Origin of the sequence: Streptomyces sp. CY-1, from assembly GCF_047218265.1 — a bacterium.
Taxonomy (GTDB): domain Bacteria; phylum Actinomycetota; class Actinomycetes; order Streptomycetales; family Streptomycetaceae; genus Streptomyces; species Streptomyces niphimycinicus.
Window position 1 is genome coordinate 252,237 of record NZ_CP178393.1, and the last position, 22,792, is coordinate 275,028.

14 protein-coding genes are annotated in these 22,792 nt (G+C 71.5%); 1 reads left to right on the plus strand and 13 read right to left on the minus strand.

The genetic code is table 11. The annotated features are described in order from the left end of the window. Positions 1 to 35: 35 nt before the first annotated feature. The 11 genes from ACK1X7_RS01285 to ACK1X7_RS01335 form a co-directional block, all read right to left on the minus strand. Positions 36 to 1,223, minus strand: a complete 1,188-nt coding sequence (locus ACK1X7_RS01285) for a heparinase II/III domain-containing protein (protein ID WP_413114522.1) — start codon at positions 1,221 to 1,223, stop codon at positions 36 to 38. 1,003 nt (positions 1,224 to 2,226) lie between these two features. Next, a complete protein-coding gene (locus ACK1X7_RS01290; protein WP_308403658.1) occupies positions 2,227 to 3,375 on the minus strand; it encodes an ROK family protein in 1,149 nt (382 codons plus the stop codon). Positions 3,376 to 3,428: 53 nt separating this feature from the next. Next, positions 3,429 to 6,542 carry an alpha-mannosidase gene (locus tag ACK1X7_RS01295; protein WP_413114523.1) on the minus strand — a complete coding sequence of 1,038 codons (3,114 nt, stop codon included), beginning with the start codon at positions 6,540 to 6,542 and terminating at the stop codon, positions 3,429 to 3,431. Beyond that, positions 6,535 to 8,526, minus strand: coding sequence for a DUF2264 domain-containing protein (locus tag ACK1X7_RS01300; protein ID WP_413114524.1), 1,992 nt, complete (start codon positions 8,524 to 8,526; stop codon positions 6,535 to 6,537). The genes ACK1X7_RS01295 and ACK1X7_RS01300 overlap by 8 nt, the downstream gene beginning before the upstream one ends. Then, positions 8,526 to 10,151 (minus strand): extracellular solute-binding protein, encoded by a 1,626-nt coding sequence (locus tag ACK1X7_RS01305; protein ID WP_390794226.1) that lies wholly within the window; start codon positions 10,149 to 10,151, stop codon positions 8,526 to 8,528. Before ACK1X7_RS01305 ends, ACK1X7_RS01300 begins: the two co-directional genes overlap by 1 nt. A gap of 5 nt (positions 10,152 to 10,156) precedes the next feature. After that, entirely contained in the window at positions 10,157 to 11,101 is a 945-nt protein-coding gene (locus ACK1X7_RS01310; RefSeq protein ID WP_385156765.1) for a carbohydrate ABC transporter permease, read from the minus strand. After that, the gene (locus tag ACK1X7_RS01315; protein ID WP_413114525.1) at positions 11,098 to 12,075 is read right to left on the minus strand and encodes an ABC transporter permease; all 978 of its coding nucleotides are present in this window, start codon (positions 12,073 to 12,075) and stop codon (positions 11,098 to 11,100) included. The genes ACK1X7_RS01310 and ACK1X7_RS01315 overlap by 4 nt, the downstream gene beginning before the upstream one ends. Before the next feature lie 80 nt (positions 12,076 to 12,155). After that, complete coding sequence (locus ACK1X7_RS01320) at positions 12,156 to 13,028, minus strand: hydroxyacid dehydrogenase (RefSeq protein WP_390794225.1); 873 nt, start codon at positions 13,026 to 13,028, stop codon at positions 12,156 to 12,158. 155 nt (positions 13,029 to 13,183) lie between these two features. Next, on the minus strand, positions 13,184 to 16,207 hold the full coding sequence (locus ACK1X7_RS01325; protein WP_413114526.1) for an alpha-mannosidase: 3,024 nt from the start codon (positions 16,205 to 16,207) through the stop codon (positions 13,184 to 13,186). A 48-nt stretch (positions 16,208 to 16,255) separates the two neighbouring features. Next, positions 16,256 to 17,344 (minus strand): Gfo/Idh/MocA family protein, encoded by a 1,089-nt coding sequence (locus ACK1X7_RS01330; RefSeq protein ID WP_413114527.1) that lies wholly within the window; start codon positions 17,342 to 17,344, stop codon positions 16,256 to 16,258. Beyond that, entirely contained in the window at positions 17,329 to 17,985 is a 657-nt protein-coding gene (locus ACK1X7_RS01335) for a ThuA domain-containing protein (protein WP_385157005.1), read from the minus strand. The genes ACK1X7_RS01330 and ACK1X7_RS01335 overlap by 16 nt, the downstream gene beginning before the upstream one ends. A gap of 642 nt (positions 17,986 to 18,627) precedes the next feature. Between ACK1X7_RS01335 and ACK1X7_RS01340 the strand changes: the two genes are divergently transcribed. Then, entirely contained in the window at positions 18,628 to 19,278 is a 651-nt protein-coding gene (locus tag ACK1X7_RS01340; RefSeq protein ID WP_390794222.1) for a hypothetical protein, read from the plus strand. A gap of 115 nt (positions 19,279 to 19,393) precedes the next feature. On the opposite strand, the gene ACK1X7_RS01345 is transcribed toward ACK1X7_RS01340, so the two are convergent. Both ACK1X7_RS01345 and ACK1X7_RS01350 read right to left on the minus strand, forming a co-directional pair. Next, a complete protein-coding gene (locus ACK1X7_RS01345; protein ID WP_413114528.1) occupies positions 19,394 to 21,481 on the minus strand; it encodes a HelD family protein in 2,088 nt (695 codons plus the stop codon). Between the two features lie 148 nt (positions 21,482 to 21,629). Then, the gene (locus ACK1X7_RS01350; protein WP_413114529.1) at positions 21,630 to 22,790 is read right to left on the minus strand and encodes an iron-containing alcohol dehydrogenase; all 1,161 of its coding nucleotides are present in this window, start codon (positions 22,788 to 22,790) and stop codon (positions 21,630 to 21,632) included. Positions 22,791 to 22,792 lie beyond the last annotated feature (2 nt).

Here is a 22,792-nt window from a genome sequence, read left to right on the forward strand (position 1 = left end):
GCTGACCTGGAGTTTCTCCCTGTCAGCGGGGCTTCTCACACCGTCGGGACGACAGGATTCGAACCTGCGGCCCCTTGACCCCCGGTCGGCCGCACCGTCAGCGTGTGCTCGCCCTCGGCCGCGGGCCGGCGGGCGGTGAGGACGCGCCGGTGGATCGCCGGGCCCCACACGCGGGTGAAGGCCGGGTCGGTGAGCGGGATCGTCTCGACCGAGGCGGTGAACGCCACGGCGGTCCAGTCCAGGATCAGCCCACGCCCGGCCGACGGGCTGACGACGGCCCGGCCGCCCCCGTCCCCGAGGGCCACCTCCCCGCCGACCAGGAGGTTCAGCGCCAGTGAGCCCGGCGGGGCGGAGCAGCCCCAGGCGTCGCCGATCTCAATGCGCTCGCCGTCGTACGGGTCGCGTACGAGCCGGAACGTGCGCTGCCAGCGAGTCAGCCCCGCTTCAGGCGGATAGGCCGCGGCGAGGTCACACCTCAGCTCGTCAGTGGTGCCGTCGCAGCGGTGGGCGACCGCGGCCGCCCGGAAGCCCGGCCCCGGCGGCTGGCCGAGGCCGTTGACGACCGGCACGTTGTGATATTCGCTGGTCATCGACCAGATTCCGTAACGCTCCGGGCCGAACGTCTCTTTGCGGTACGTGCCGACCCCGGCGTCGATCAGCAGCGGCCGGGCGTCGAGGGCGACGATGAAGGTGCCGACATCGTTGTGATTGTGGCTCTCGTCGTTGTGGCCGCCCTTCGCCGCCAGCAGCAGACCGCGCTCCGTGCCCGCCGCGGCGCGGCTGACCAGGACCTGGGTGTCGGGCAGCCAACTGCGTACGGGCAGTGGGAAGGGGGCGGGAGCGGCCGTCTGCCAGTCGGCGTCGAAGAGGATCGACGGTACGGCGCAGGTCGAACGGCCCGCCGGTCTCCGGGATCGCGGCATCGGCGCCGCCGCGCAGCGCCCGGGCGTGTGCGGACACCTCCGGCTGATCGGTGCGGCGGCCGTACCGGTGCAGCACCGCCGCCCCCATCTCGCGCGGACGCGCCGGCCCGTCCGCGAAGTTGACCGCCCAGCCGTCGCCGATCCAGGTGGCCAGGGGATAGCGGGCGATGGCGCGAACCAGCGGATGGCCGAACACCCCCGCGTCGGTGCCGAGCAATGAGGTGAGGGTCTCCAGGCATTCCAAGAGGCTTGCCCCGGCGCGCCACCAGTAGTGCGGCCCCTCGTCGCAGCCGCCGTCATCCGGCTGCGCGGCCAGGTAGTTCTCCAGGCCCTGGACGAGGCGGGAGACCACTGAGCTACGGACCTCGTCGGACTCCTCTGTCAGCGCGGTGGCCAGCAGCAGCTCGGAGCGGATCCAGGGATTCCAGTTGTTCGGCTTGGCGGTCGAACCGTCATACCAGCCCCAGTCGTCGCGTCGCAGATACGGCCGCAGCACCCGGGTGGAGACCTCCCCGCGCAGCCGACGGCGCACCAGCGGGTCGATCCGGTCCAGCTCCTCGCCGACGATCGCGTCGGCCAGCGCCAGGAGCACGGCCGTCATCGAGGCGCCGAGGTCCAGGGTGGGGCACTCCGGGTCCGGCAACAGGCCGCGTTCGCGGCCGTGGGAGCCGAGGACCCGGAAGTCGTGTGCCGGGAGCACCCAGCTCGTCTCCTCGCACAGCGTCCAGACGCCGTCCATCACCTCGTCCAGGAATTTCGCGGACGAGGGGCTCATGGCGGCGGCCAGCACCGCCCACCCGAGCCGTTCTCGCCGCGCGGCGGCCGACGCCTGGTAATCCCAGCGGTCGCCGTCGCGGGCGAAGCGGGCGAACAGCGAGGCGGGCAGGGACGGCCACGGCTCTCCGAGCGCCGAGCCGGCCGCCCGCAGCACGCGGTCGCGGGTGTCGTCGCCGATGCCCTCCCACGCGCCCCGGTCCGCCGCGGACGGTACGGGACTCCACTCGCCGATCCGCGGCATACGGGCGGCGACCAGCGAGGGCGGGAACAGCTCTGTCAGACGGGGATAGCCGGGCATGGCCTAGGGCTCCGGGAGAGTGGGGGACTTGGGACGGGTGGAAGGTGATGGGCCGGGGCTGCGGCCCGGTGTGCGTGCGCGGCCGCGGCGCGAAGGTCATGTGGAAGACCCCCGCCGCCGTGGCCCACACGGCGACGGCGGACATCGGCGCGCACCCGGGCACCACGCGCGGGCCGCCCGCGGGCGTCATATGGCCGAGAGCGCAGCGCCCGGGCGCTTTCGGGCGCTTCAGACCAGCAGCAGTGACCTGGGCTGAGCGGACAGGGTGCGGTCCAGGACCAGGACGGCCGCGCCGATCGCCGCCACGTTTTCGCCCAGGGTGGTCGAGGTGACCGTCGTCGGGTGGGTCGGCCTGACGAACGGGCTCCGCGCCACCATCGACTCGATCGTGGGCAGGAGGCGATCGGACAGCAACTGCCACACCGGACCGCCGAACACGACCCTGTCCACGTCCAGGAGCGTCGCCGCCGCGCAGACGCCGCGGCCGATGCGGATGGCCAGCCGCTCGATGATGCCGTCCGCCGGTACGTCCCCGGCGGCGGCCAGCGCCGCCAGGCGTTCCAGGCCGCGCTGGGCGTCGGCCGGGTCGAGGCAGGTGTACTCGGTGCCGAGCACGCCCAGGGCGATGGCCTCGTCGACGAGCGTACGGGCCGAGAAGGACGCGCCGAGGCCGCCGACCTCGCCCGCGTTGCCCGACACACCGCGCAGCACCGTGTCCTCCACCGCCAGGCCCATGCCGGAGCCGGTGCCGAGGTAGAAGAAGAGCAGGTTGCGGCTGTCGGTGGCCGCGCCGGCCCAGCGCTCGGCCACCACCGCCGCCGTCACGTCCTTGTCGAGCAACGCCGGGAAGCCTGTGGCCTCGCTCAGGCGATCGCGCAGCGGGTAGCGGCCCCAGCCCGGCAGCTCCGGCGGGTCCACCACCCAGCCCGCCTCCGCGTCGATGGGGCCGGGAGCGGCGATGCCCAGGCCCAGTACCCGGGCGTCGTCGATGCCGGACTCGGCCACCAGCGCCGACACCGACGCCGCCATGCCGGCGCTGGTCCGGTCGGTGTCGCCGCCGCTCGGCGTCTGCCGGCTGCGCTGGGCGACGACCGTGCCGGCCAGGTCCACCAGAACCGTGGTGATCACGGCGGGGTCGAGGTGAACGCCGACGGCGTAGCGCGAGCTCGGCACGACCTCGAGAAGCGTGCGGGGCTTGCCGCTACCGGTGTGCTGCTTGCCCGACTCGCGCGCCACACCCTGGTCGAGCAACCGGCGTGTGATGTTCGATACGGTCTGCGCCGACAGGCCAGTGGCCTGGGCGAGCTCCACCCGGCTGAGGCCGTCCGCGTGCCGGCGGATGGCGTCCAGGATCACGGACTCGTTGAAGTCCGCCATCCGCGGCAGGTTGGTGCCGCGCCTGATGGCCGGCTTTTCGGGCTTCGCGGTCGTCAACGTGTCTCTCCCTGGCTCGGCGGCATCGTGGGACGCAGCCGCAGCGTACGGATCTGGAACGGGCGGAACTTCAAGGCCACGGCCCCGTCCTCGGACACGGCCGCCTGCGCGCCCGGCTGCTCCAGCAGATCACAGTCGTACGCGGCGGCCAGCTCGAAGCCCGCCGTGAGCCGGGCGGCCCGCACCGCCCCGCCGCACGCCTCGTACAGCCGTACCACGACGTCGCCGCCCCGGTCATCGGCCAGCTTTACCGACTCCACCACGATGTCGCCGGGCTCGACGGACACCAGCGCGGCGGCCGACACCGGGGCCGGGCGCAGTGGCAGGTTCAGAGCGTACCCACCCGCGATGGCGTCCTCGATGCCCGCTCCGGCCACCAGCGCATAGCTGAAGCTGTGCCGCCCGCGGTCGGCCTGCGGGTCGGGGCTGTGCGGCGAGCGGAGCAGCGAGAGCCGCACCGTGGTCGTGGTGCCGCCGTCCGCGCGGGTGTCGCGGCGGATGTCGTGCCCGTATGTGGAGTCGGTGAGCAGCGCCGCGCCCCAGCGCCGCTCCCCCACATGCACCCAGCGGTGCGCCCACAGCTCGAAGCGGGCCGCGTCCCAACTGGTGTTCTCGTGCGTGGGCCGCTGCACATGCCCGAACTGGATCTCGGCGCTTTCGCGCTCCGCGTGCACGTCCAGCGGCCAGGCCGCCTTCAGCACGGTGTCGCGCTCCTGCCAGTCGATATCGGTGCGGACCGTCACCTGAGCGGATTCGGCGGCCAGGTCCAGGTGCTGGACGATCCGGGAGGCGCCGAAGGCGCGCTCCACCCGCACCGAGGCGAGCAGCGGGCCCTGGTCGACAAGGGTCACCGACTCGGCCTCCGCCAGGTCGCGGACGGTGTCGCGGTAGTAGGAGTCGATGTTCCAGGCCGACCACAGGTTGGGGTCGTCGGGGTGCGACTGGAGGAGGTTGCCGGCGCTGCCCGGGGCGATCGCCTCCCGGCCGGCGGCGTGGTGGTGAACCGAGGTGATCAGACCGCGCCGGTCCACCACGACCCGTACCACGCCGTTGTCGAGGACGAAGCCCCCGCCCTCGGAAACGGCCGTGACCTCCTGGCGCGGCGCGGCCACCGTGCCACCGGAGGCGAGGGCGTCCACCTCGGCCAGGACGGCGCTGCGCCCGTCCGACAGGCGCTGCGCACCGGGGAGTTCGGCCCCGCGCACGAGCACGACCTCGCGGCGCGCGTACGGCCCCGCGTTGAGCAGCGCTCCGGCAGCACCCGGCAGCCGGCCCGCCGCATCCGCGATCAGCCCCTCCAGCTCGTCGCGGATCTCCCCGTACTCCCGCTCGGCCTGCTGGTGCACCCACGCGATGGAGGTGCCCGGCAGGATGTCGTGGAACTGGTTGAGCAGCACCCGCTGCCACAGGGCTTCGAGGCGCTCGTACGGGTACGGCGCGCCCGCCCGTACCGCCGCCGTGGCCGCCCACAGCTCGGCCTCGCGCAGCAGTGCTTCGCTGCGCCGGTTGCCGCGCTTGGTGCGGGCCTGGCTGGTGTAGGTGCCGCGGTGGTTCTCCAGGTACAGCTCGCCGCGCCACACCGGAAGCCCGGTGCGCTCGGCACGCGCCGCCGCGAAGAAGGCGTCCGGTGCCTGGATGGCGACCTTGGGCGAGCCCTCCAGGTCGCGCAGCCGGCGGGCCTTCTCCAGCATGGAGCGGGAGGGGCCGCCGCCGCCGTCCCCGTAGCCGAAGGGGACGAGGGAGCGGGTGGCCACCCCCTTGTCCTCGAAGTTGCGCTCGGCGTAGGCGAGTTCGGCCCCCGTGAGCGACGCGTTGTAGCTGTCGACGGGCGGCAGGTGGGTGAAGATGCGGGTGCCGTCGATGCCTTCCCAGTCGAAGGTGTGGTGCGGCAGCTTGTTCGTCTCGTTCCAGGAGAGCTTCTGGGTCAGGAACCACTCCGCGCCGGCGAGCCTGGCCAACTGCGGGTAGGCGGCGGTGTAGCCGAAGGAGTCCGGCAGCCATACGCCCTTCTGCTCGACGCCGAACTCCTCCGCGAAGAAGCGCCGCCCGTACACGAGCTGGCGGGCCATGGCCTCGCCGCCGGGGAGGTTGCCGTCGGCCTCGACCCACATACCGCCGACCGGGACCCAGTTGCCTTCCTCGGCCGCCTTCTTCATCCGCGCGAAGATCTCGGGGCGCTGCTCGCGCATCCACGCGTACTGCTGCGCCGAGGAGCAGGCGAAGATCAGCTCCGGGTACTCCTGGGCGAGGGCTGTCATGTTGGTGAAGGTACGCGCGCACTTGCGCACCGTTTCGCGCACCGGCCACAGCCAGGCCGAGTCGATATGGGCGTGCCCGACGGCGGCCAGGGTGTGCGCCGAGGCGTGCGCCGGCCGGGCGAGTACATCGGCGAGGCGGTCGCGTGCCGCTGCGGCGGTGCTCGCCACGTCGGCCGGGTCGACGGCGTCGGCGGCGCGGCGCAGGGCGTGGAGGATCTCGTGCCGCCGGGCGGAGCCGAGCGGAAGCTCGCCCATCAGCTCGCCGAGGACCTCCATGTCGTGGATGAGGTGCCAGACGTCGTCCTCGCGGACAGCGATCTCGGCCTGCTTGAGGCGGTAGAGATGGCCGGAGCCGGCCGTCGCCCGCGAACCGTAGTGGGTGTTGATCCCCGCACTGCCGGTGATGGGCGGATTGGCGGCCAGCTCGATGAGGAGATCGACGCCCTCGCGGCCGGTGGCGGGGTCGGCGAGGAGCACGCTTCGGTGGTACGGGTGCAGGCCCTGGATGGGCGCGCCATGAGCGTCGTGGACCAGGCCCTCGGCCTGGCCGCCGGGCCCCTTGGTGAGGTCGAAGTCCAGGTCGAAGACGGCCTCGACCCGGCGGCCGGCCCAGTCGGCGGGGATCTCGGCGCCCGCGCGCATCCAGGTGGTGCACCAGGGCCCGCCCCATGCCGAGCCGAGCTGGAAGGGCTCGTACGCGGCGGTCAACGCGTCGGCCACGGGCACCGGCTCTCCGTCCACGAACCAGGCGCTGAGCGAGAGCGGCCGGGCAGCGCTGTACAGGGCGGGGCGGACGACCCGGTCGAGCAGCCTGCGGATCCGGTCCTCGATGATCCTGCGGTCGTCATGCACGGTGGTAATCCTTCCAGGGGTCGTACGCGGCGGGATCGGGCGCCGGGAGCCGGATCGTGTCCCGGGTGCCGTCCGTCCAGGTCACATCGGCGAGGAGGGTGGTGCCGTCGGCACCGGTGGTGACCTGGGGCAGGGCGGCGGGGTCGGTGCCGCCGAGGTGCACCAGGGCGATGTGGAGGGTGCCGTGGGCCACGGGGCCTTCGGTCTCCACGACGGGGGTGGCGGAGGCGGGGCCGAGGGCGTTGCTGCCGGAGCCCGGGCACACCGCGCTGTTGGGCAGCCCTCGCACGCCTACGACGAGGGAGATGAGGCCGTCGGTGCCCTCGACCCGGGCGGGGCCGTCGGTGCCCTCGCCCCGGGCGGTGTCAGCGTCCGGTGGCGTGTCGCCCACGGCCAGGGCCCAGCCGCCGACCCGCAGCACATGGCCGGGCCCGGGGTCGCCGTCGACGCGTACGGCGCGGACCTCGACCGAGCCGCGCAGCGCGGAGCCGACAGTCACCCAGGGGCCGAGGATGTAGTCGGTGTCGGGGCCACCGAACACATCCCATGTCGCGTCCTCGAGCCAGTGGGCGCGCGAGCGCGAGACGGCGGTGGCGCCGTCGATGGAGATACGGGTGGCGGGGCGCCGGTGCGAGGCCCGCCCGGCCGCGTCGAGCAGCACGACCGCGTTGTCGAGCGGGTCGGCGTCCGCGCTGCCGCCGGGGACGGTCGGGTCGCCAGGGGTCTCCGGCGCGGTGTGCGTGGAGTAGGCGAAGCGCGCGTAGCACGGGTCGTCGGCGTGCGGACGGGCCGGGTCGGCGTGGTCACCGCCGTGGTTGACGACGCGTACGACGCCATCGGCGGCGGTGCCGGAGACCAGCCAGCCGGGCGCCGCCAACGCCTGCGCGAAATCGCCCTCTTCGACAGCCGGCGGCGTCGCCTCCGCCGTCCACACCGGATGGTCGGGCGGCAGGGCGAGACCGATGAAGCCCTTGCTCGCCCAGTACGGGGAGGCGGGGCCGGAGTAGCTCTGGAGGATGCCGCGGAAGGGGCGGTGCCAGCCGAGCGTGAGCAGCCCCCGCGCGTCCAGCGCCCCGTGCCCGGTGAAGTGGTCGAGCATGCGGGTCGCGAGCGACCGGGTCTCCCCCGGCGCCAGCGGTGTGGCATCGAAGACGGCGCCGGTCCACACGGAAGCCAGCGCCGCATGCCGGTAGGTGAGTGAACGGCCCTGGATCAGCGGTGAGCCGTTGGCTCCGACCAGCAGTCGCTGGTCCGCCAGAAACCGCCGCAGCCGCTCCCGGTAGCGGTCCAGCAGCCCGGCGGGCGCCGCATCGCCGAGGATGCGGCAGAACCACAGCGGGTAGAGGTGCATCGCCCACCCGTTGTAGTGGTCGAAGTTACGGTGTCCGCCGCCGGTCAGCCCGTCGGAGTACCAGCCGTCGCCCGCGTACCAGCCATCGGTCAGCGCGATGGTCCGGTCGAGGTCCTGCTGGCGCCACTGGCCTCCGACGGTCCGGGCGAAGGCTTCGGTGACGCCCTGGAACCAGATCCAGTTGTTCCCCGGCATCGGATCACCGACCATCGGCGCCAGCCAGTCCAGCACTCGCCGCCGGACCTTCGCGTCCAGCCGGTCCCAGATCCACGGCCGGGTCTCGTGCAGCGCGAGCGCGATGGAGGCCGCCTCGACCTTCGCCTGGTTGCACTTGGCGAAGGCCGGCCACCGGTCCGGGTGCTCCGGGCCGGTGCCTGCGGTGAGGCCGGCCGCGTACCACCCGGCGAGGTCGTGCGGGTCCGCGCCCGCCGCCCCCGTCAGCCGGAACGCGGCCAGCAGGAACGTGCGGGCGAACCCCTCGAGACCGTCGCTGTGCACGCCGTTGTGGCTCGGCGTACCAGGCAGGTGGATCAGGCCGTGCCCCTCGGTGGCGTACGGACGGACGGCGAGCAGCATGTCGTCGGCGGTCCGCTCCCAGCGGGCGCGGTCCTCGGCGGGGGTGCGGTGGTGCATCAGTAGCGGGTCTCCCATGCCTTTTCGAACTCGACGCGGATCTGATCGCCCGCCTCCTTGCGCCAGTTCCGCATGACGCCGTCCCACTCCTTGAGGGGGACGCGGCCCTGCATGATGCCCTTGCGGGTGTCGTCCAGGGTCTTCTGGAGCAGTGCGGACTTCTTGGCGTTGGTGGGCGAGTAGAGGGCCTCGGTGGGGTTGCGGACCAGCCGCTCGACGGCGTCCTTCTGGAATGCGTACTGCGTCCTCACGATCTCCGGCTTGACCGGGTAGTAGAGCGTGAAGGGCGCGTCCGTGGCGAACGTCGTCGGCAGGGTGACCTCGGCCGTGCCCTTCGGCGTGAGGATCGGGTCGGCGCCCTTCATGGTGTGGTCCGGGCCCCGGACGCCGTACTTGCGCAGCAGATAGCTGTCCGTGCCGAAGGGCGCGGCAAGGGCGTTCAACGCCCGCAGGATCTGCTTGATACGTGCCGTGGGCGCCTTCTTGATGATGAGGAAGCCGTAATAGGACTGGCCCGACCAGTAGGTGCCCTTGCCGCCGTCCCAACTGGGCGGCATCAGATAGCCGAGGTCGAAGCCCTTCGCCGCGGGGGCGTAGGTGGTGTAGTAGTCGTTCCACGCGGCGGCCCCGTCGGGGTTGATGACGAGCTGGCCGGTGCCGAACCACTCCTTGACCTTGCCCGTGACGGTGTAGGCGTCCGGGTGCATGACTCCGGCCTTCGTCATCCGGCGGACCGCGTCCATGGCCTGCTTGGCCTCCTCGGTCTCGAGCCAGAAGGTGAACTTCCCCCCTTCCTCGCGCCATTTGTTGGGTCCGCCCAGCATCTGCATGGTCGTGTCGAACGCGGTGATGGGGTCGCCCATGGCGTACTGGTTGCGCTTGTGGTCGGTGACGTCCTTGCACAGTTGGAAGTACTCCTTCCAACTGCTCGGGTTCGGGTCGACGTCCAGCTTCTCGAGCAGGTCGAGGCGGGTGAAGACCGGACCGCCGGAGACCGGCCGGGGCATCGGGATCCCGTAGATGCCGCCGTTGAGCACACAGGGCGCCCAGGAGGCGGTCGGGATGTTGGCGAGGTACGGGTAGTCCCGGATGTTGTCCCCGGACAGATGCGGGGTGAGGTCCTCGAAGAGGGCGTCCAGCATGCCCGGGGTTGCCGCGGCATTGTCTTTCGGCGGCAGCATCAGCATCGCGTCCGGCAGATCGCCGCCCGCGAGCGTCACGGCGAACTTGTTCGGGTAGTCGGCGACCGGCGTGATCTCGAAGTTGAGGTCGCAGCCGATGCTCTTGTTGAGCGCCTGCCACATGACGTTGCCGTCCACCGGCGGCGGCACCGGGTTGAAGATCAGCGTCATGATGTCGATGGCGGGGCCCTTGGCGGGCGGGCCGTCCGGCAGCGCCTTGACGGGGTTGGCGGGGTAGTGCTCGTAGCCGACCGAGACGCCGTCCGCTGTCGCGGGCATCGACGTCGGCACGCCCTGGTACGGGATGTACGTGGGCAGCGTGGCCTTGGCGTTGGCCGCCCTGGCCGAGACCGGCTTGTAGTCACCGCAGCCGGCCAGGGTGAACCCGGCCGTGGCACCGGCGGCCGAGGCGAGAAAGCCGCGGCGGCTCATAGCTGGTTTCATCACCGTCATCCCTTCACCGCTCCGACCATGACGCCCTTGTTCATATGCCGCTGGAGGAAGGGGTAGACGATCACGATGGGCACGATCGAGAGCACGAGGATGGCCGCCTGTAGCGACTGCGCCGGCGGCAGCGGCGCGCCGGCCGCGACGTCGACCTGGCCGCCGCTGAGAGCCGCGTTGTTGACGACGTAGGTGCGCAGCACCATCTGCATCGGCCACTTGGCGGCGTCGTTGATGTAGAGCAGCGCGTTGAAGAAGGCGTTCCAGTACGTCACCGCGTAGAACAGGCCGATGACCGCGACCGATGCCTTGGACAGCGGGAGCACGATCCGGGTCAGGATCGACAGCTCGGAGGCGCCGTCGATGCGTGCCGAGTCGATGAGCTCCTTGGGGATGCCCATGAAGAAGGAGCGCAACACGATCACGTTGAACGCGTTGATCATGGTCGGCAGGATCAGTGACCAGTAGCTGTTGATCAGACCGAGCTGCTTGACCATCAGATAGCTGGGTATGACGCCCGGCACGAACAGCAACGACATCAGCAGCAGCATCAGGATCGGCTTGTGCCCGAAGGAGCCCGGCCTGCTGAGTCCGTAGGCCAGCGAGATGGAGCCGAGCAGCGACAGGGCCGTGCCGACGACGGTGATGCCGACACTGACGAGCATGGCCTTGGAGACCAGCCCGCCGGAGAGCAGCGCCGAGTAGGCGGAGAAGCCCGGGTTGTCGGGCCACAGGACGTAGCCGCCGGCCTTGGTGACCTGTGCGGTGCCGGCGAGCGAGGTCGAGATGATCGCCAGGAACGGCAGCAGCACCAGGACCACACAGATCAGGAGGATCAAGGACTTCAGGGCGCGCCACGGCGGGGTGCCGGGGGTCTCGCCGGGGATGGCGCTGTAGGCCCGGCGCGGCGGCCTGCGGCGCACCGGGTGGGTTGGCGACAGCGTTGTCATGACTTGTAGACACCTTCCTCGCCGAAGAGGTGGGCGACCTTGTTGGCGCCCAGCACCAGCACGACCCCGATCAGCCCCTTGACGAGGCCGACGGCGGCGCTGACGCCCCAGTCCCCGCCGAGGAGACCGTGGTTGTAGACGTAGGTGTCCATGACTTCGCTGTTCTCCAGGCCGACGCCGGTCTGCTGAAGCAGGATCTGCTCGAAGCCGACGGAGAGGGCGTCGCCGAGGCGGAGGATGAGCAGCAGGATCACCAGGCCGCGCAGCGCGGGCAGGGTGACGTGCCAGGTCTGCCGCAAGCGGCTGGCCCCGTCCATCGCGGCGGCCTCGTAGAGCTCGTTGTCGACGCGGGAGAGGGCGGCCAGGAAGAGGATGGTGCCCCAGCCGCTGTCCTTCCAGATGACCTGCGAGGTGAGCAGCGACTTGAACAGCTCCGGGTCGCCGATGATGTTCCAGGTGCCCAGGTCGTGGGCTTGCAGAAACAGGTTGAGCATGCCGGTGTTGCCCAGCATCTGCTGGAAGAGGGCGACGACGACCACCCAGGACAGGAAATGCGGCAGATACAGCACGTTCTGCACCCACTTCTTGATCCGCTCGCTGACCAGGCTGTTCAGAGCCAGGGCGAGGAGGATGGGTGCGGGGAAGACGAAGACCACCTGGATCAGCGTCAGTTGCAGCGTATTGACCAGTGCCCGCAGGAACTGGTCGTCACCGTTGAAGAGGACATCGAAGTTGTCCAGCCCGCTCCAGGGGCTGTGCATGATGCCGATGTACGGCTGGTAGTCCTGGAACGCGATGACGTTTCCGAGCAGCGGAACGTAGTGGAACAGCAGCAGCGCCGTCAGCCCTGGTATCGCGAACCAGAACAGCGCCACGTCTCGCCGGCCGGCCGGGCGCAGGCGCCGCGGCCGGCGGATGTCCGCCCCTCCGCCCTCCTCGGCCGCCGGAGCGGCCGGTTGTTGAACCGTTGTCATGAGGTGGAGCCCTTCCATCATCGAGCGAATGTGCTTGTGGTCGGGCAGGCCCGATGCCCCGCCCGGCGGCGATCGGCGGCTCAGGCCAGCCGGGCAAGCGCCTGCCGCGTGACCTCGCCCCGCAGCGGCTCACCCGCCAGCCAGCGTGCGAACTCGGCGACCGCGTACTGCCCCAGCCGCCGCACCTCTGTGCCCTGGGCGCCGGCGATATGCGGAGTGAGCAGCACATTCGGCAGCGAAACCAGCGGGTGCCCCGGCGGCACCGGCTCGGGGTCCGTCACATCGAGGTACGCCTCGAGCCGGCCCGAGACGCATTCGCGCGTCAGTGCCTCGGTGTCGACAATCGCGCCCCGTGCCGTATTGATCACCGCGGCCCCGTCGGGGAGCAGCGCCAGCAGCTTCGCGTCCAGCAGTCCCGTCGTCTCCGGCAGCAGCGGCGCGTGCACGCTCACCACCGCCGAGCGGCGGCACAGTTCGGCGAGTTCCACCGGCTCCGTGCCCAGCGACCGCGCCTCCTTGTCCGTGACATACGGGTCGCTGAGCAGGATCCGGTAGCCCGCGTCGGAGCGCGCCAGTTGGGCGATCACACCGCGGCCGATGCGGGAGGCGCCGATGATGCCCACCGTCAGGCCGTCGCCACCCCGGCGGAGCGCGTGGTCCGGCCACCCGGTCCCGTATCCCGCCGCCATGGTCAGCGTCCGCCGGGCGGCGAGCGTGATCAGAGCGGCGGTGTACGCGATGACCGGTCCGGCGTTGGCATCGGCGGCCGAGGAGACCACGATGCCGCGCTCCCACACTGCCTCGCTCACCAGCGACTTGACCGTCCCGGCGGCGTGCAGCACGGCCCGCAGCCTCGGTGCCCGCGCCAGCACCTCGGCCGTCAGCCGCGGGCAGCCCCAACTGCTGACCAGCACCTCCGCCTCGGCAAGCGACTCGGGGAAGGCGGCGTGCAAGCACCCGATGGGTCCGGGACCAGGTGCGCCATCTCGGCCAGCCGATCGCGCGGCTCCGCCGGCAGTACGAGACCGGCGACGTCGGGGCTCATCACGCACACCGCCGTGGGGCGCTCCGCGCGTGCCACTGGAGCAGTCATATCGGTCCGGTCCTCTCAGCCGCGCGGCAGCCGCAGGGTCACCGTCTGGAACGGCCGCAGCGCGAGCGCCACGCCACCGTCGGCCACGGCCGGCCGTTCGGCGCCGGGCAGCGGGCGTTCCAGCAGGTCCGTGAGGACCGCGCGGGTGGCAGCGAAGCCGTCGACGCGGACGGTGGCGCGGGCACGGGCGCCGTTCGCCTCGTAGAGGCGCACCACCAGATCGCCGCTGTGATCGTCGGCGAGCTTGACCGCGCTCACCACGACGGCGTCGTTGTCGACCCCGACCAGGGGCGCCACCCCGGCGGCGGTGCCGGTGACGCGGCGCTCGGGCAGGTTGGCGCGGTAGCCCTCGCGTACCGCGTCGCCGACCGTGGCGCCAGGGACCAGCGCGTGGTGGAAGCGGTGTACGCCCTGGTCCGTCTCCGGATCCGGGTAGCGGGGCGCGCGCAGCAGCGACGCCCGCACCGTGGTGGTGGTCCCCGCACGGGCACCGGTGCGTACCGCGCGGGTCACATCGTGGCCGTACGTGGCGTCGTTGACGATTGCCACACCCCAGCCCGGCTCGTCGACATGCACAAAGCGGTGGTTGCATGCCTCGAACTTCGCCCACTCCCAGCTCGTGTTCTGGTGGGTGGGCCGGTAGACGTGCCCGTACTGCGTCTCCGAGGCGTACCGGTCGGCCTTCACATCCAGCGGGAAGGCGAGCTTCAGGAAGCGCTCGGTCTCGTGCCAGTCGACCTCGGTGTCGATGTCGAGCCGCTTGGCGTCCTTCGGTACGGACAGGAGCTGGCTGACGCGGGAGCCGCCGAAGGTGCGCACGATTCGCACCGAGGTGCCCTCCACGCCCAGAGCGGCCACCTCGGTGAGGTCGCTGCCGGTGTTGCGGTAGAAGGCGTCGACGTCCCAGGCGTCCCACTGGTTGGGGAAGTCGGGGTGCAACTGGAGCAGGTTGGCCGCCTGCCCGGGGGCGATCGCCTCCCGGCCGGCAGCGCGATCGTAGGCGGAGACGACCAGGCCGCGGGCGTCGATCTCGACCCGCAGGAGGCCGTTGTCGAGAAGGTAACCGCCGCCGTCGCGCGGGACCGGGACGACGCCGCCCTCGTCAGCCGCGGCCGCCGCGCCACCGGCCGGGACACCGCGCCGGGTGTGCGGCGCCGAATTGAAGACCAGCTCACCGGTACCCGCACCGGCGAGCGCCCGCTGCGCACCCTCGATGATGCCCTCCAGCTCCCGCGCCACCCGCGCATACGTCTCCCGCGCCTCCCGGTGCACCCAGGCGATCGACGAGCCCGGCAGGATGTCGTGGAACTGGTGCAGCAGCACCGTCTTCCAGATCCGGTCGAGCTCTTCGTACGGATACCGGACTCCCGCCCGTACCGCCGCCGTGGCCGCCCACAGCTCGGCCTCCGTCAGCAGGGACTCGCTGCGCCGGTTGCCGCGCTTGGTCTGCGCCTGGCTGGTGAGGGTGGCGCGGTGCAGCTCCAGGTAGAGCTCGCCCACCCACACCGGCGGGTCGGGGTATTCGGCCTCGGCCTTCTCGAAGAAGTCGGCAGGGGATTCCCACTGGACCGTCGGCGCGCCCTCCATGCTGCGCAGCCGCGCCGCCTTCGCGACCATCTCGCGCGTGGTGCCCCCGCCACCGTCGCCGTAGCCGACCGGGGCGAGGGAGTGCCTGGCGAGACCCTTCTCCTTGAAGTTGCGGGCCGCGTGCGCGAGCTGGGCGCCCGTCATCTCGCAGTTGTAGGAGTCGACGGGCGGGAAGTGGGTGAAGATCCGGGTGCCGTCGATGCCCTCCCAGTTGAAGGTGTGGTGCGGGAAGGAGTTGGTCTTGCTCCAGGAGATCTTCTGCGTGAGGAGGCGGCCGGATCCGGCGGCCTTGATGATCTGCGGCAGGCCGGCCGCGAAGCCGAAGGTGTCGGGGAGCCATGCCTCGTCGTTCTCGATGCCGAACTCTTCGAGGAAGAAGCGCTTGCCGTGGACGAACTGCCGGGCCATCGCCTCGGAGCCGGGCATGTTGGTGTCGGACTCGACCCACATGCCCCCCACCGGCACAAAGCGGCCGTCCGCGACCGCCTTCTTGACCCTGGCGTAGACCTCGGGGCGGTGCTCCTTGATCCAGGCGAACTGCTGGGCCTGCGACATGGCGAAGACGAAGTCCGGTTCGTCCTCGAGGAGCTTGGTCATGTTCGAGGTGGTACGGGCGACCTTGCGGACCGTCTCGCGCAGCGGCCACAGCCAGGCCGAGTCGATGTGGGCGTGGCCGACGGCGCTGATGCGGTGCGCCCCGGGGCTCGCGGGCGCGGCCAGCACCTCGGCGAGCTCGTCCCGCGCGGCCTGGGCGGTGCCGTTCACGTCCCGCAGGTCGATGGCGTCCAGCGCGCGGCCGACGGCGCGCAGGAGCTCCCAGCGGCGGGCGCCGTCGACGGGCAGCTCGGCCATCAGCTCGCCGAGCACCTCCAGGTCCATGACCAGGTTCCACACCGTCTCGTCGAAGACGGCAAGCACCATGTCGCCGAGGACGTACTGGGGCGCGTCGCCCGCGGTCGCCTTGTCGCCGAGCCGGGTCGGCTGGAAGGGCACGCCGTCCGCCTCGAGGTCGGGGTTGGAGGCGGCCTCGATGCGCCAGTGGACCTGCTCGCCGCCGGCGGCCGGGGCGCCGACGCGGACGTAGTTGTTGCGCGGATGGAGGCCCTTGACCGGAGTGCCGTCGGGCTCGTAGACGAGACCCTCGCACTGGAAGCCGGGGGTACGCGGGGTGAAGCCGAGGTCGAGCACGGCCTCGACCGTCCTTCCGGCCCACTCCCCCGGCACCTCGCCGGTCACCTTGAACCAGCTTGTCCCCCACGGCACGCCCCAGGGGGCGCCGGTGACAATCGGGCGGGTCGGTGCCGCCAGCCCCTCGGCCACCGGGACGGGCTCGTCCGCCGTGGACCAGATCTCCACGGTCAGGGGTGTGGTGGCGGGGTGGACGGCGGGACGGACGCGTTCGTTGAGGACGCGTTCCAGGCGGGCTTCGACCAGCTTCCGGTCGTCGTGCATCCAGGGCCTGTCTTTCGGGTCTCGACGGCGGGTGGTGGGGTGTGCGGGTCAGAGGGCGACCGGGGCGGGGCGCTCGCAGGTGCTGCTGATCGGCAGGGCCCGGCCCTGCTCCGCCGCGTCCATGAGCGTCAGCATGACGTCCAGGACGTGGGCGGCGAGTCCGGCGGACGCGCGGTGCGGGCGACCGGCCGACAGGGCCTCGGACAGGTCGGCCAGGCCCGCGCCGCGCCCCGTGTCCGGGTAGCCGGCCGAGGCCGGCAGCGTCTCCCAGCCGTCGCCGCGGTTCAGCTCGACGGCGCCGTCGAAGTTGTTCGGGTCGGGTGCGGACAGCGAAGCGGCGGTGCCGTGTACCTCGATGCGCGGCAGGCGCGCGGCGCGTACGTCGAAGCTCATGATGAGCGTGGACAAGGCGCCTCCGGCGTGCTCCAGGATGCCGGTGATGTGCGTGTCCACCTCCACCGGGAAGCTGTGCCCCGCACGCGGGCCGCTGCCGATGGTGCGCTCCGTGCGCGGGCGGGAGGACGCGCCGGTCACCTTGACCACCGGGCCCAGCAGGTGCACCAGGGCGGAGAGGTAGTACGGGCCCATGTCCAGCAGCGGGCCGCCGCCGGGCTGGTAGTAGAACTCCGGGTCCGGGTGCCACTTCTCGTGGCCGGCGCCGGTCATGAAGGCCGTGGCGGCGACCGGTCGGCCGATCAGGCCGTCGTCGATCGCCTTGCGCGCGGTCTGGGTGCCGGTGCCGAGGACGGTGTCGGGGGCGCAGCCGACCCGCAGACCTGTCTCGCGGGCAGCGGCGAGCACGGCGTCGGCTTCCTCGCGGTTCGCGGCCAGGGGCTTCTCGCCGTAGACGTGCTTGCCCGCGCGTAGTGCCTCAAGCGCGACGTCGGCATGGGCGGCCGGGATGGTGAGGTTGAGGACGGCGTCCACGTCGTCCCGCGCCACCAGGTCGGTCACCGAGTCCACCACGGCGACCCGGCCCTCGTACCGCGCGGCGAGGGCCTCGGCGCGGCCGCGGTCGAGGTCGGTGACGGCGGTGAGCTCCACCGAGGTCAGCTTGGTCAGGGTGGCGAGGTAGGCGCCGCTGATCTTTCCTGCGCCCACGATGCCCACGCGCAGTGGCTTCAGCGGCTCGCCCACAGCAGTCCCCTCTCGGTCAGCGTCCGGACTTCCGGCACGTCGAAGTCGTCGGGCTTGTGCCCGATGGTCGATACGAAGACCCGGCCCTGGCCCCAGGTCCTGGCCCACACAGCGGGCATCACCGCGGGCCGGTCGTGGAGCTCGTCCGGCGGGAAGGTGGTGGTGGCCAGCACGTCGATATGCGGGTCGGTGAGCACCCAGTACTGCTCGGAGTGGAGGGTGAAGTCGTCGAGCCCGGCGACGATGGGGTGGTCGGCGCGCTCTGGCACGATCTCGTAGCCGTGGTCGAGGTAGCCGGGCGGGTGCATCACGAACGTGCCGCCGGTGAGCAGGTGGTAGCCGTGGTCATGAAAGCAGTCGACGATGCCGCCGTGCCAGCCGGCCAGGCCGGTGCCGGCGCGGACCGCGGCGGCGAGGTTGGCGCTCTGCTCGCGGGTGATGCTGCCCATGGTCCAGCACTGGACGATCAGGTCGGTGGCGGCGAGGCGCTCCGCGTCGTCGTACACCGCGAGGTCCTCGGAGGTCTCGACGGTGAAGCCTTGGTCCTTGAGGTACGGAACGAAGCTGTCGCTGATCGTCACGGGGTGATGCCCGTCCCAGCCGCCGCGGACGACCAGCGCCCGCCGGGTGTCGGTGGTCAAGGTGGATGCACGCTCCCATTCGTCACCGCGTGGCAGGACGCGGCTTTCGGGGTGGTCTGAGCCGCGCCCGGCAGGTCCGGCAGGAGAGGGAGATGCCACCGATTGACGGTGCCGGTCGCGACGTTGCGAACGTATGAACCGACTCAGCCCTTTGTCAATACGTTGTACTAACGCTGCCCCGGCGGTGGGTTCCGGGTGGTCCGCTCGGGCGGTGACACGAACTGGGCGAAGCCGTGGGCAAGTCTTTGTCATGCGGACGCGGCTGGCGGCCCGCCCCCTGGCCTGGAGGATTGCCCGTATGCCATCAGGCCCTGCCGGCCAGGGTCCGACGCCGTGGAATGCGGTAGCGAAACTGCTGTTCAGGGCCATATTGCAGGAGCTCTGCGGCAGGGCGTCCGGCTGCCCGGTTCCCTGCCGCATCACGGGCCGCACCCCCCGCTCAGTCGGCAACTCGGTGGGACGCGCGGGCCCATGCCCTCGGGTCAACTCTCCCGCGCTTCCGATGAATAGGGCCGGTCGACCGCATTGACGTAAGTCAATTGGATGGACTTTCATGTCCGCGCAGTGACGCCCTGTCCGCCCAGTGAGGCACTGAGGGCTCACCCACCCCCCACCGCCGCTCATGCGAACGAGAGGTCATCCATGCATCACCGCAGAGTCCGGCGACTCTCCGTCTGGGTCGCCGGTGCCGCACTGCTCGGCGCCGGCGCCCTCACCTTCCTCCCCGGCGCCGAAGGGCACGCGGAGCCCGCGGCCGCGGCCGGCTCCGACGCCAAGGCCGCCGCCGAAGCCGGGGCCCGTACCCCCTTCGCGACCGTGGAGGCGGAGTCCGCGACACTCGGCGGTGGCGCCAAGGTCCACGCCATCGAGCCGGGCGATCCCGCGCCCACCAAGGCCACTCCGGAGACCGAGGCATCCGGCTACGCCTATGCCAAGCTGGACCGGACCGGCCAGTCGGTGGCGGTGGTGAACAAGACCGGCAAGCAGGCCAACACGCTCGTCGTGCGCGCCTCCATCCCCGACGCGCCGCGAGGCGGCGGCATCGACGCCTCGCTGAACCTCTACGTCGACGGCACGTACCGCCAGGCGATCACGATCAGCTCCAAGCAGGCATGGAACTACCGTCACGCCGCCACCAACCCGGACGACCCGAACGCCGGCGGGGCGGCCTACCGCTTCTACAACGAATTCCCCGTCCGGGTCGAAGGCGCCCCGATCCTCGACGGCAGCACCATCACGCTCAAGAAGGACGCCGCCAACAGGACCCTGGCCGTCGCTGCCACCCGCACCTGAGGATGGTTCCCGCGAGTGGTTCAGCCCTCGGCAGCGACCTGTGGGTCCGGCGGTTCACCCTCTGGCCCTGCTGTGCCCTCCCCCCCCGGCGGGATCCGAAGCGGACGAGGGTACGTCAGGCGGGCTGGACGGTCATCGTGCAGAGTCGCTTGGTGGCTCGGGTCAGGGCCACGTACAGGTCCCTCTCCCCACTGGGACGGGCCGCGACGATCTCCTCCGGATTCACCACGACGACGCCGTCGAACTCCAGCCCGCGGGCTTCGGACGCCGGCACAACGCGTGCGTGCTGTGGGATCCCCGCAGCCATCAGGTCGTCCAGCCCGGTGTCCGCGCAGATCACCCCGAGGAGCTCGCCAGGGTGCGCGGCGGCCTGGGCCTTGAGTTCCTGGGTGACAGTGGCGGCAAGCGCATGCGGCGGCGTGGTCACGGTGCGGGGAGTCTCGCCACGGCGGAGTGACCGTGCCGGTGTCTGCTCCGGAGCGATCCGCGCGAGAAGGTCTCGGGTGGCGTCGAGGATCTCCTGTGTCGTGCGGTAACTGACGGTCAGGGTATGGAGGTCGAATCGCGGGCCGAGATGTGGGCGCAGCGCCTCCTGCCAGTCGCGTGCTGTCGCGACCGGGCCCGCCTGGGCGAAGTCGCCCACCAGTGTCATCGCCCGTGCCGGGCAGCGGCGTACGATCATCCGGCATTGCATGGCGGTGAGTTCCTGTGCTTCATCGACGACGACGTGCCCGTATGTCCGCCCGGGCGGGCCCTCGATCAGGCTCGCCGCCTCGTCGAGCAGTGGTACATCGGCGTCGGTCCACGGGGCGTCCGGATCGCGCAGCAGGCGGGACCGCTCGTCATCGGTCAGCCGGGGCAGGTGCTCGGCGAGCGCGTCGGCGTCGGTCAGGAGCGCCCGCACTAGATCGCCCGGCGCCAGGCGCGGCCACAAGACCTCCACGGCGCGGTCCACGTGGGCGTCGTCCAGGAGACCGGCCCGGACGGCGTCCGCGTCGAACTCGTCGGCCGGTCCCGAGGCGGCGGCGTCATCGTAGCCGAGGTGGTGCAGGTCGGCCGCCACCATGAGGTCGAGGTTCTCGCTCGTCAGTCCCGCCACCTCGGCGTCGATCTGCTCCAGGATGTCGCCCGTGTCGCGTTGCAGCGCATCGGTGACGGCGTCGGCCAGGAGCTCCTTGAACACCTGGCGCGCGCGGTTGTGCCCCAGCCCGGTCGCCACGGCGGCGGCGCGTGCCGTTGCCACCATGTCATCCGGGAGGCGCACCGATTCCCGTCCGACCCGCACGGCGAAGCCGCCGTGCGGGGCCTGCTGAAAGCGCACCAGGCCGGCCAGCGCCTCGGCCAGCGCGGAACCGCCCTTGAGCCGCGCCACGTCGAATGGCTCCATGGTGTCCGGGAACACTCCGGCCAGTTCCTGGCAGGTCGCCAGGACGACGTCGCTCTCGCCGAGCGAGGGCAGGACCTGGGAGATGTAGTCGAGGAACCGCGTGTTCGGCCCGACCACCAGGACACCGTGCTCCGCGGCCCTCGGGAACGCGTACAGGACATAGGCCGCCCGGTGCAGGGCGACCACCGTCTTGCCGGTGCCGGGACCGCCTTGGACCACCGTCACTCCACGGTGCGCGGAGCGGACGATCTCGTCCTGCTCGGCCTGTAGCGTCGCGACAGCCGCCTGCATCCGGCCCGTCCGCCGCACCGAAAGGACTTCCGCCAACGGGCCGTCGCCCACGACGTCTTCGGCGCCCGGGGCGGAGCCGTCCAGCAGCTCGTCGCTCACCGCGACCACCGTGCGCTCCTCCAGGCGAAGGTGCCTGCGGCGCCGTAGACCCATCGGGTGGACCGGCGTCGCCTCGTAGAAGGGCCGCGCCGCGTTCGCGCGCCAGTCCACCAGCAGGGGCAGGTCCTCGCCCTCCGTGTGCAGCCCGATCCGTCCGATGTGCAGGGTGGTGCCATCCGCCCAGTCGACACGGCCGAACGCCAGCCCGTCCTCCGCCGCCCGCAGCCGGTCGATCTCCTTGGCCAGACGTTCCGCGGCGACCTCTCGCTCGTACACCTCACCGGCGCTCTCGGCCGGGGCCTTGAGCACATCCGCCCGGTGTGCCCGCGCCTCTGAGAGCCGCTCGGTGAGCAGCTCGTACAACGTGGACACATGGGCTCGTTCCCATTCGACCTGACGCACAGCGACGTCGTTCACCTGCGACAACAAGGGACTCCTCTCGGTTCGGGCCACCACTATGCGGCCGGAGTCCCTTGAAAGTAAGTCTTGACTTACTTGAGTTGATCATCGCCTCACGAGTGGGAATGGGCCTGCCCCGGGTAACGCGGATCCGCGCTTTTCTGTTGGGCGGGGATCAGGCGTAGATCCGGTTGTAGAGGTCCTGGATTTCGTCGGTGGTGGGGACGACGGGGTTGTTGGCGGGTGAGCCGGAAGCGAGGGCCTGCTCGGCCATGAGGGGCGTCAGACGGTTCCACTCGTCGTGGTCGATGCCGTAGTCGTGGGGGGTGGGTACGGCCAGGTCGTGGCAGAGTCGGCTGAGCGCGTCGACCAGTTTGGCGGCGGCCGCGGTGTCATCGTCCGTGGTGGTCGCGGCTCCCAGGGCGCGGGCGCAGTCGGCGTAGCGGCCGGGCGCCGCGTGCACGGAGAAGGCGGTCACCGCGGGGAAGAGCATGGCGTTCGACAGGCCGTGGGCGATGTGGAAGTGGCCGCCGATCGGGCGGCTCATGCCGTGCACGAGGGCGACGCTGGAGTTCGAGAACGCGATACCGGCCTGGGTCGCGGCGAGCATCATGGCCTCGCGGGCCTCGGTGTCGCCGCCGTCGGCATAGGCGCGGCGCAGATGGCGGCCTATCGTCTCGATCGCGGTGAGGGCGAGGGCGTCGGAGAAGGGGTTGGCCTTGCGGCTCACATACGCCTCGACGGCGTGGGTGAGTGCGTCGATGCCGGTGTCGGCGGTCAGCCGGGGCGGCATCGACATGGTCAGTTCGGCGTCGACGACGGCGGCGAGCGGCAGGAACGCCGGGCCCATGCAGAGCATCTTCTCGTCCGTGGCACTGTCGGTGATGACGGTGATCTGGGTGGCTTCCGAACCGCTGCCGGCGGTGGTGGGGACCGCGATCACCGGCAGCGCGGGGCCGAGGTTCATCCGCGGGGCCTTGTAGTCGCGCATGTGACCGCCCTGGAGGCCGAGCAGGGCGAGGGCCTTGGCGGTGTCCATCGGGCTGCCGCCGCCGAACCCGATCACCGCGTCCGCCTGGTGGTCGTGCAGCGCTTCCAGCCCCGAGGCCAGGGAGTCGGTGGTGGGGTCGGGCACGGTGCCGGAGAACAACCGCGGGTGCAGACCGGCCTTCCGTAGTGTCGCCGTGAGGCGTTCCGCCGCACCCGTCCCGACCAGGAACGCATCCGTCACCAGGAGGGGGCGGCACACTCCCAGGCCCGTGCTGACCTCGCCCAACTCGTCGGCGGCACCTCGGCCGACGCGCATGATCCGCGGCAGGGACAGATTGGCAACCATGG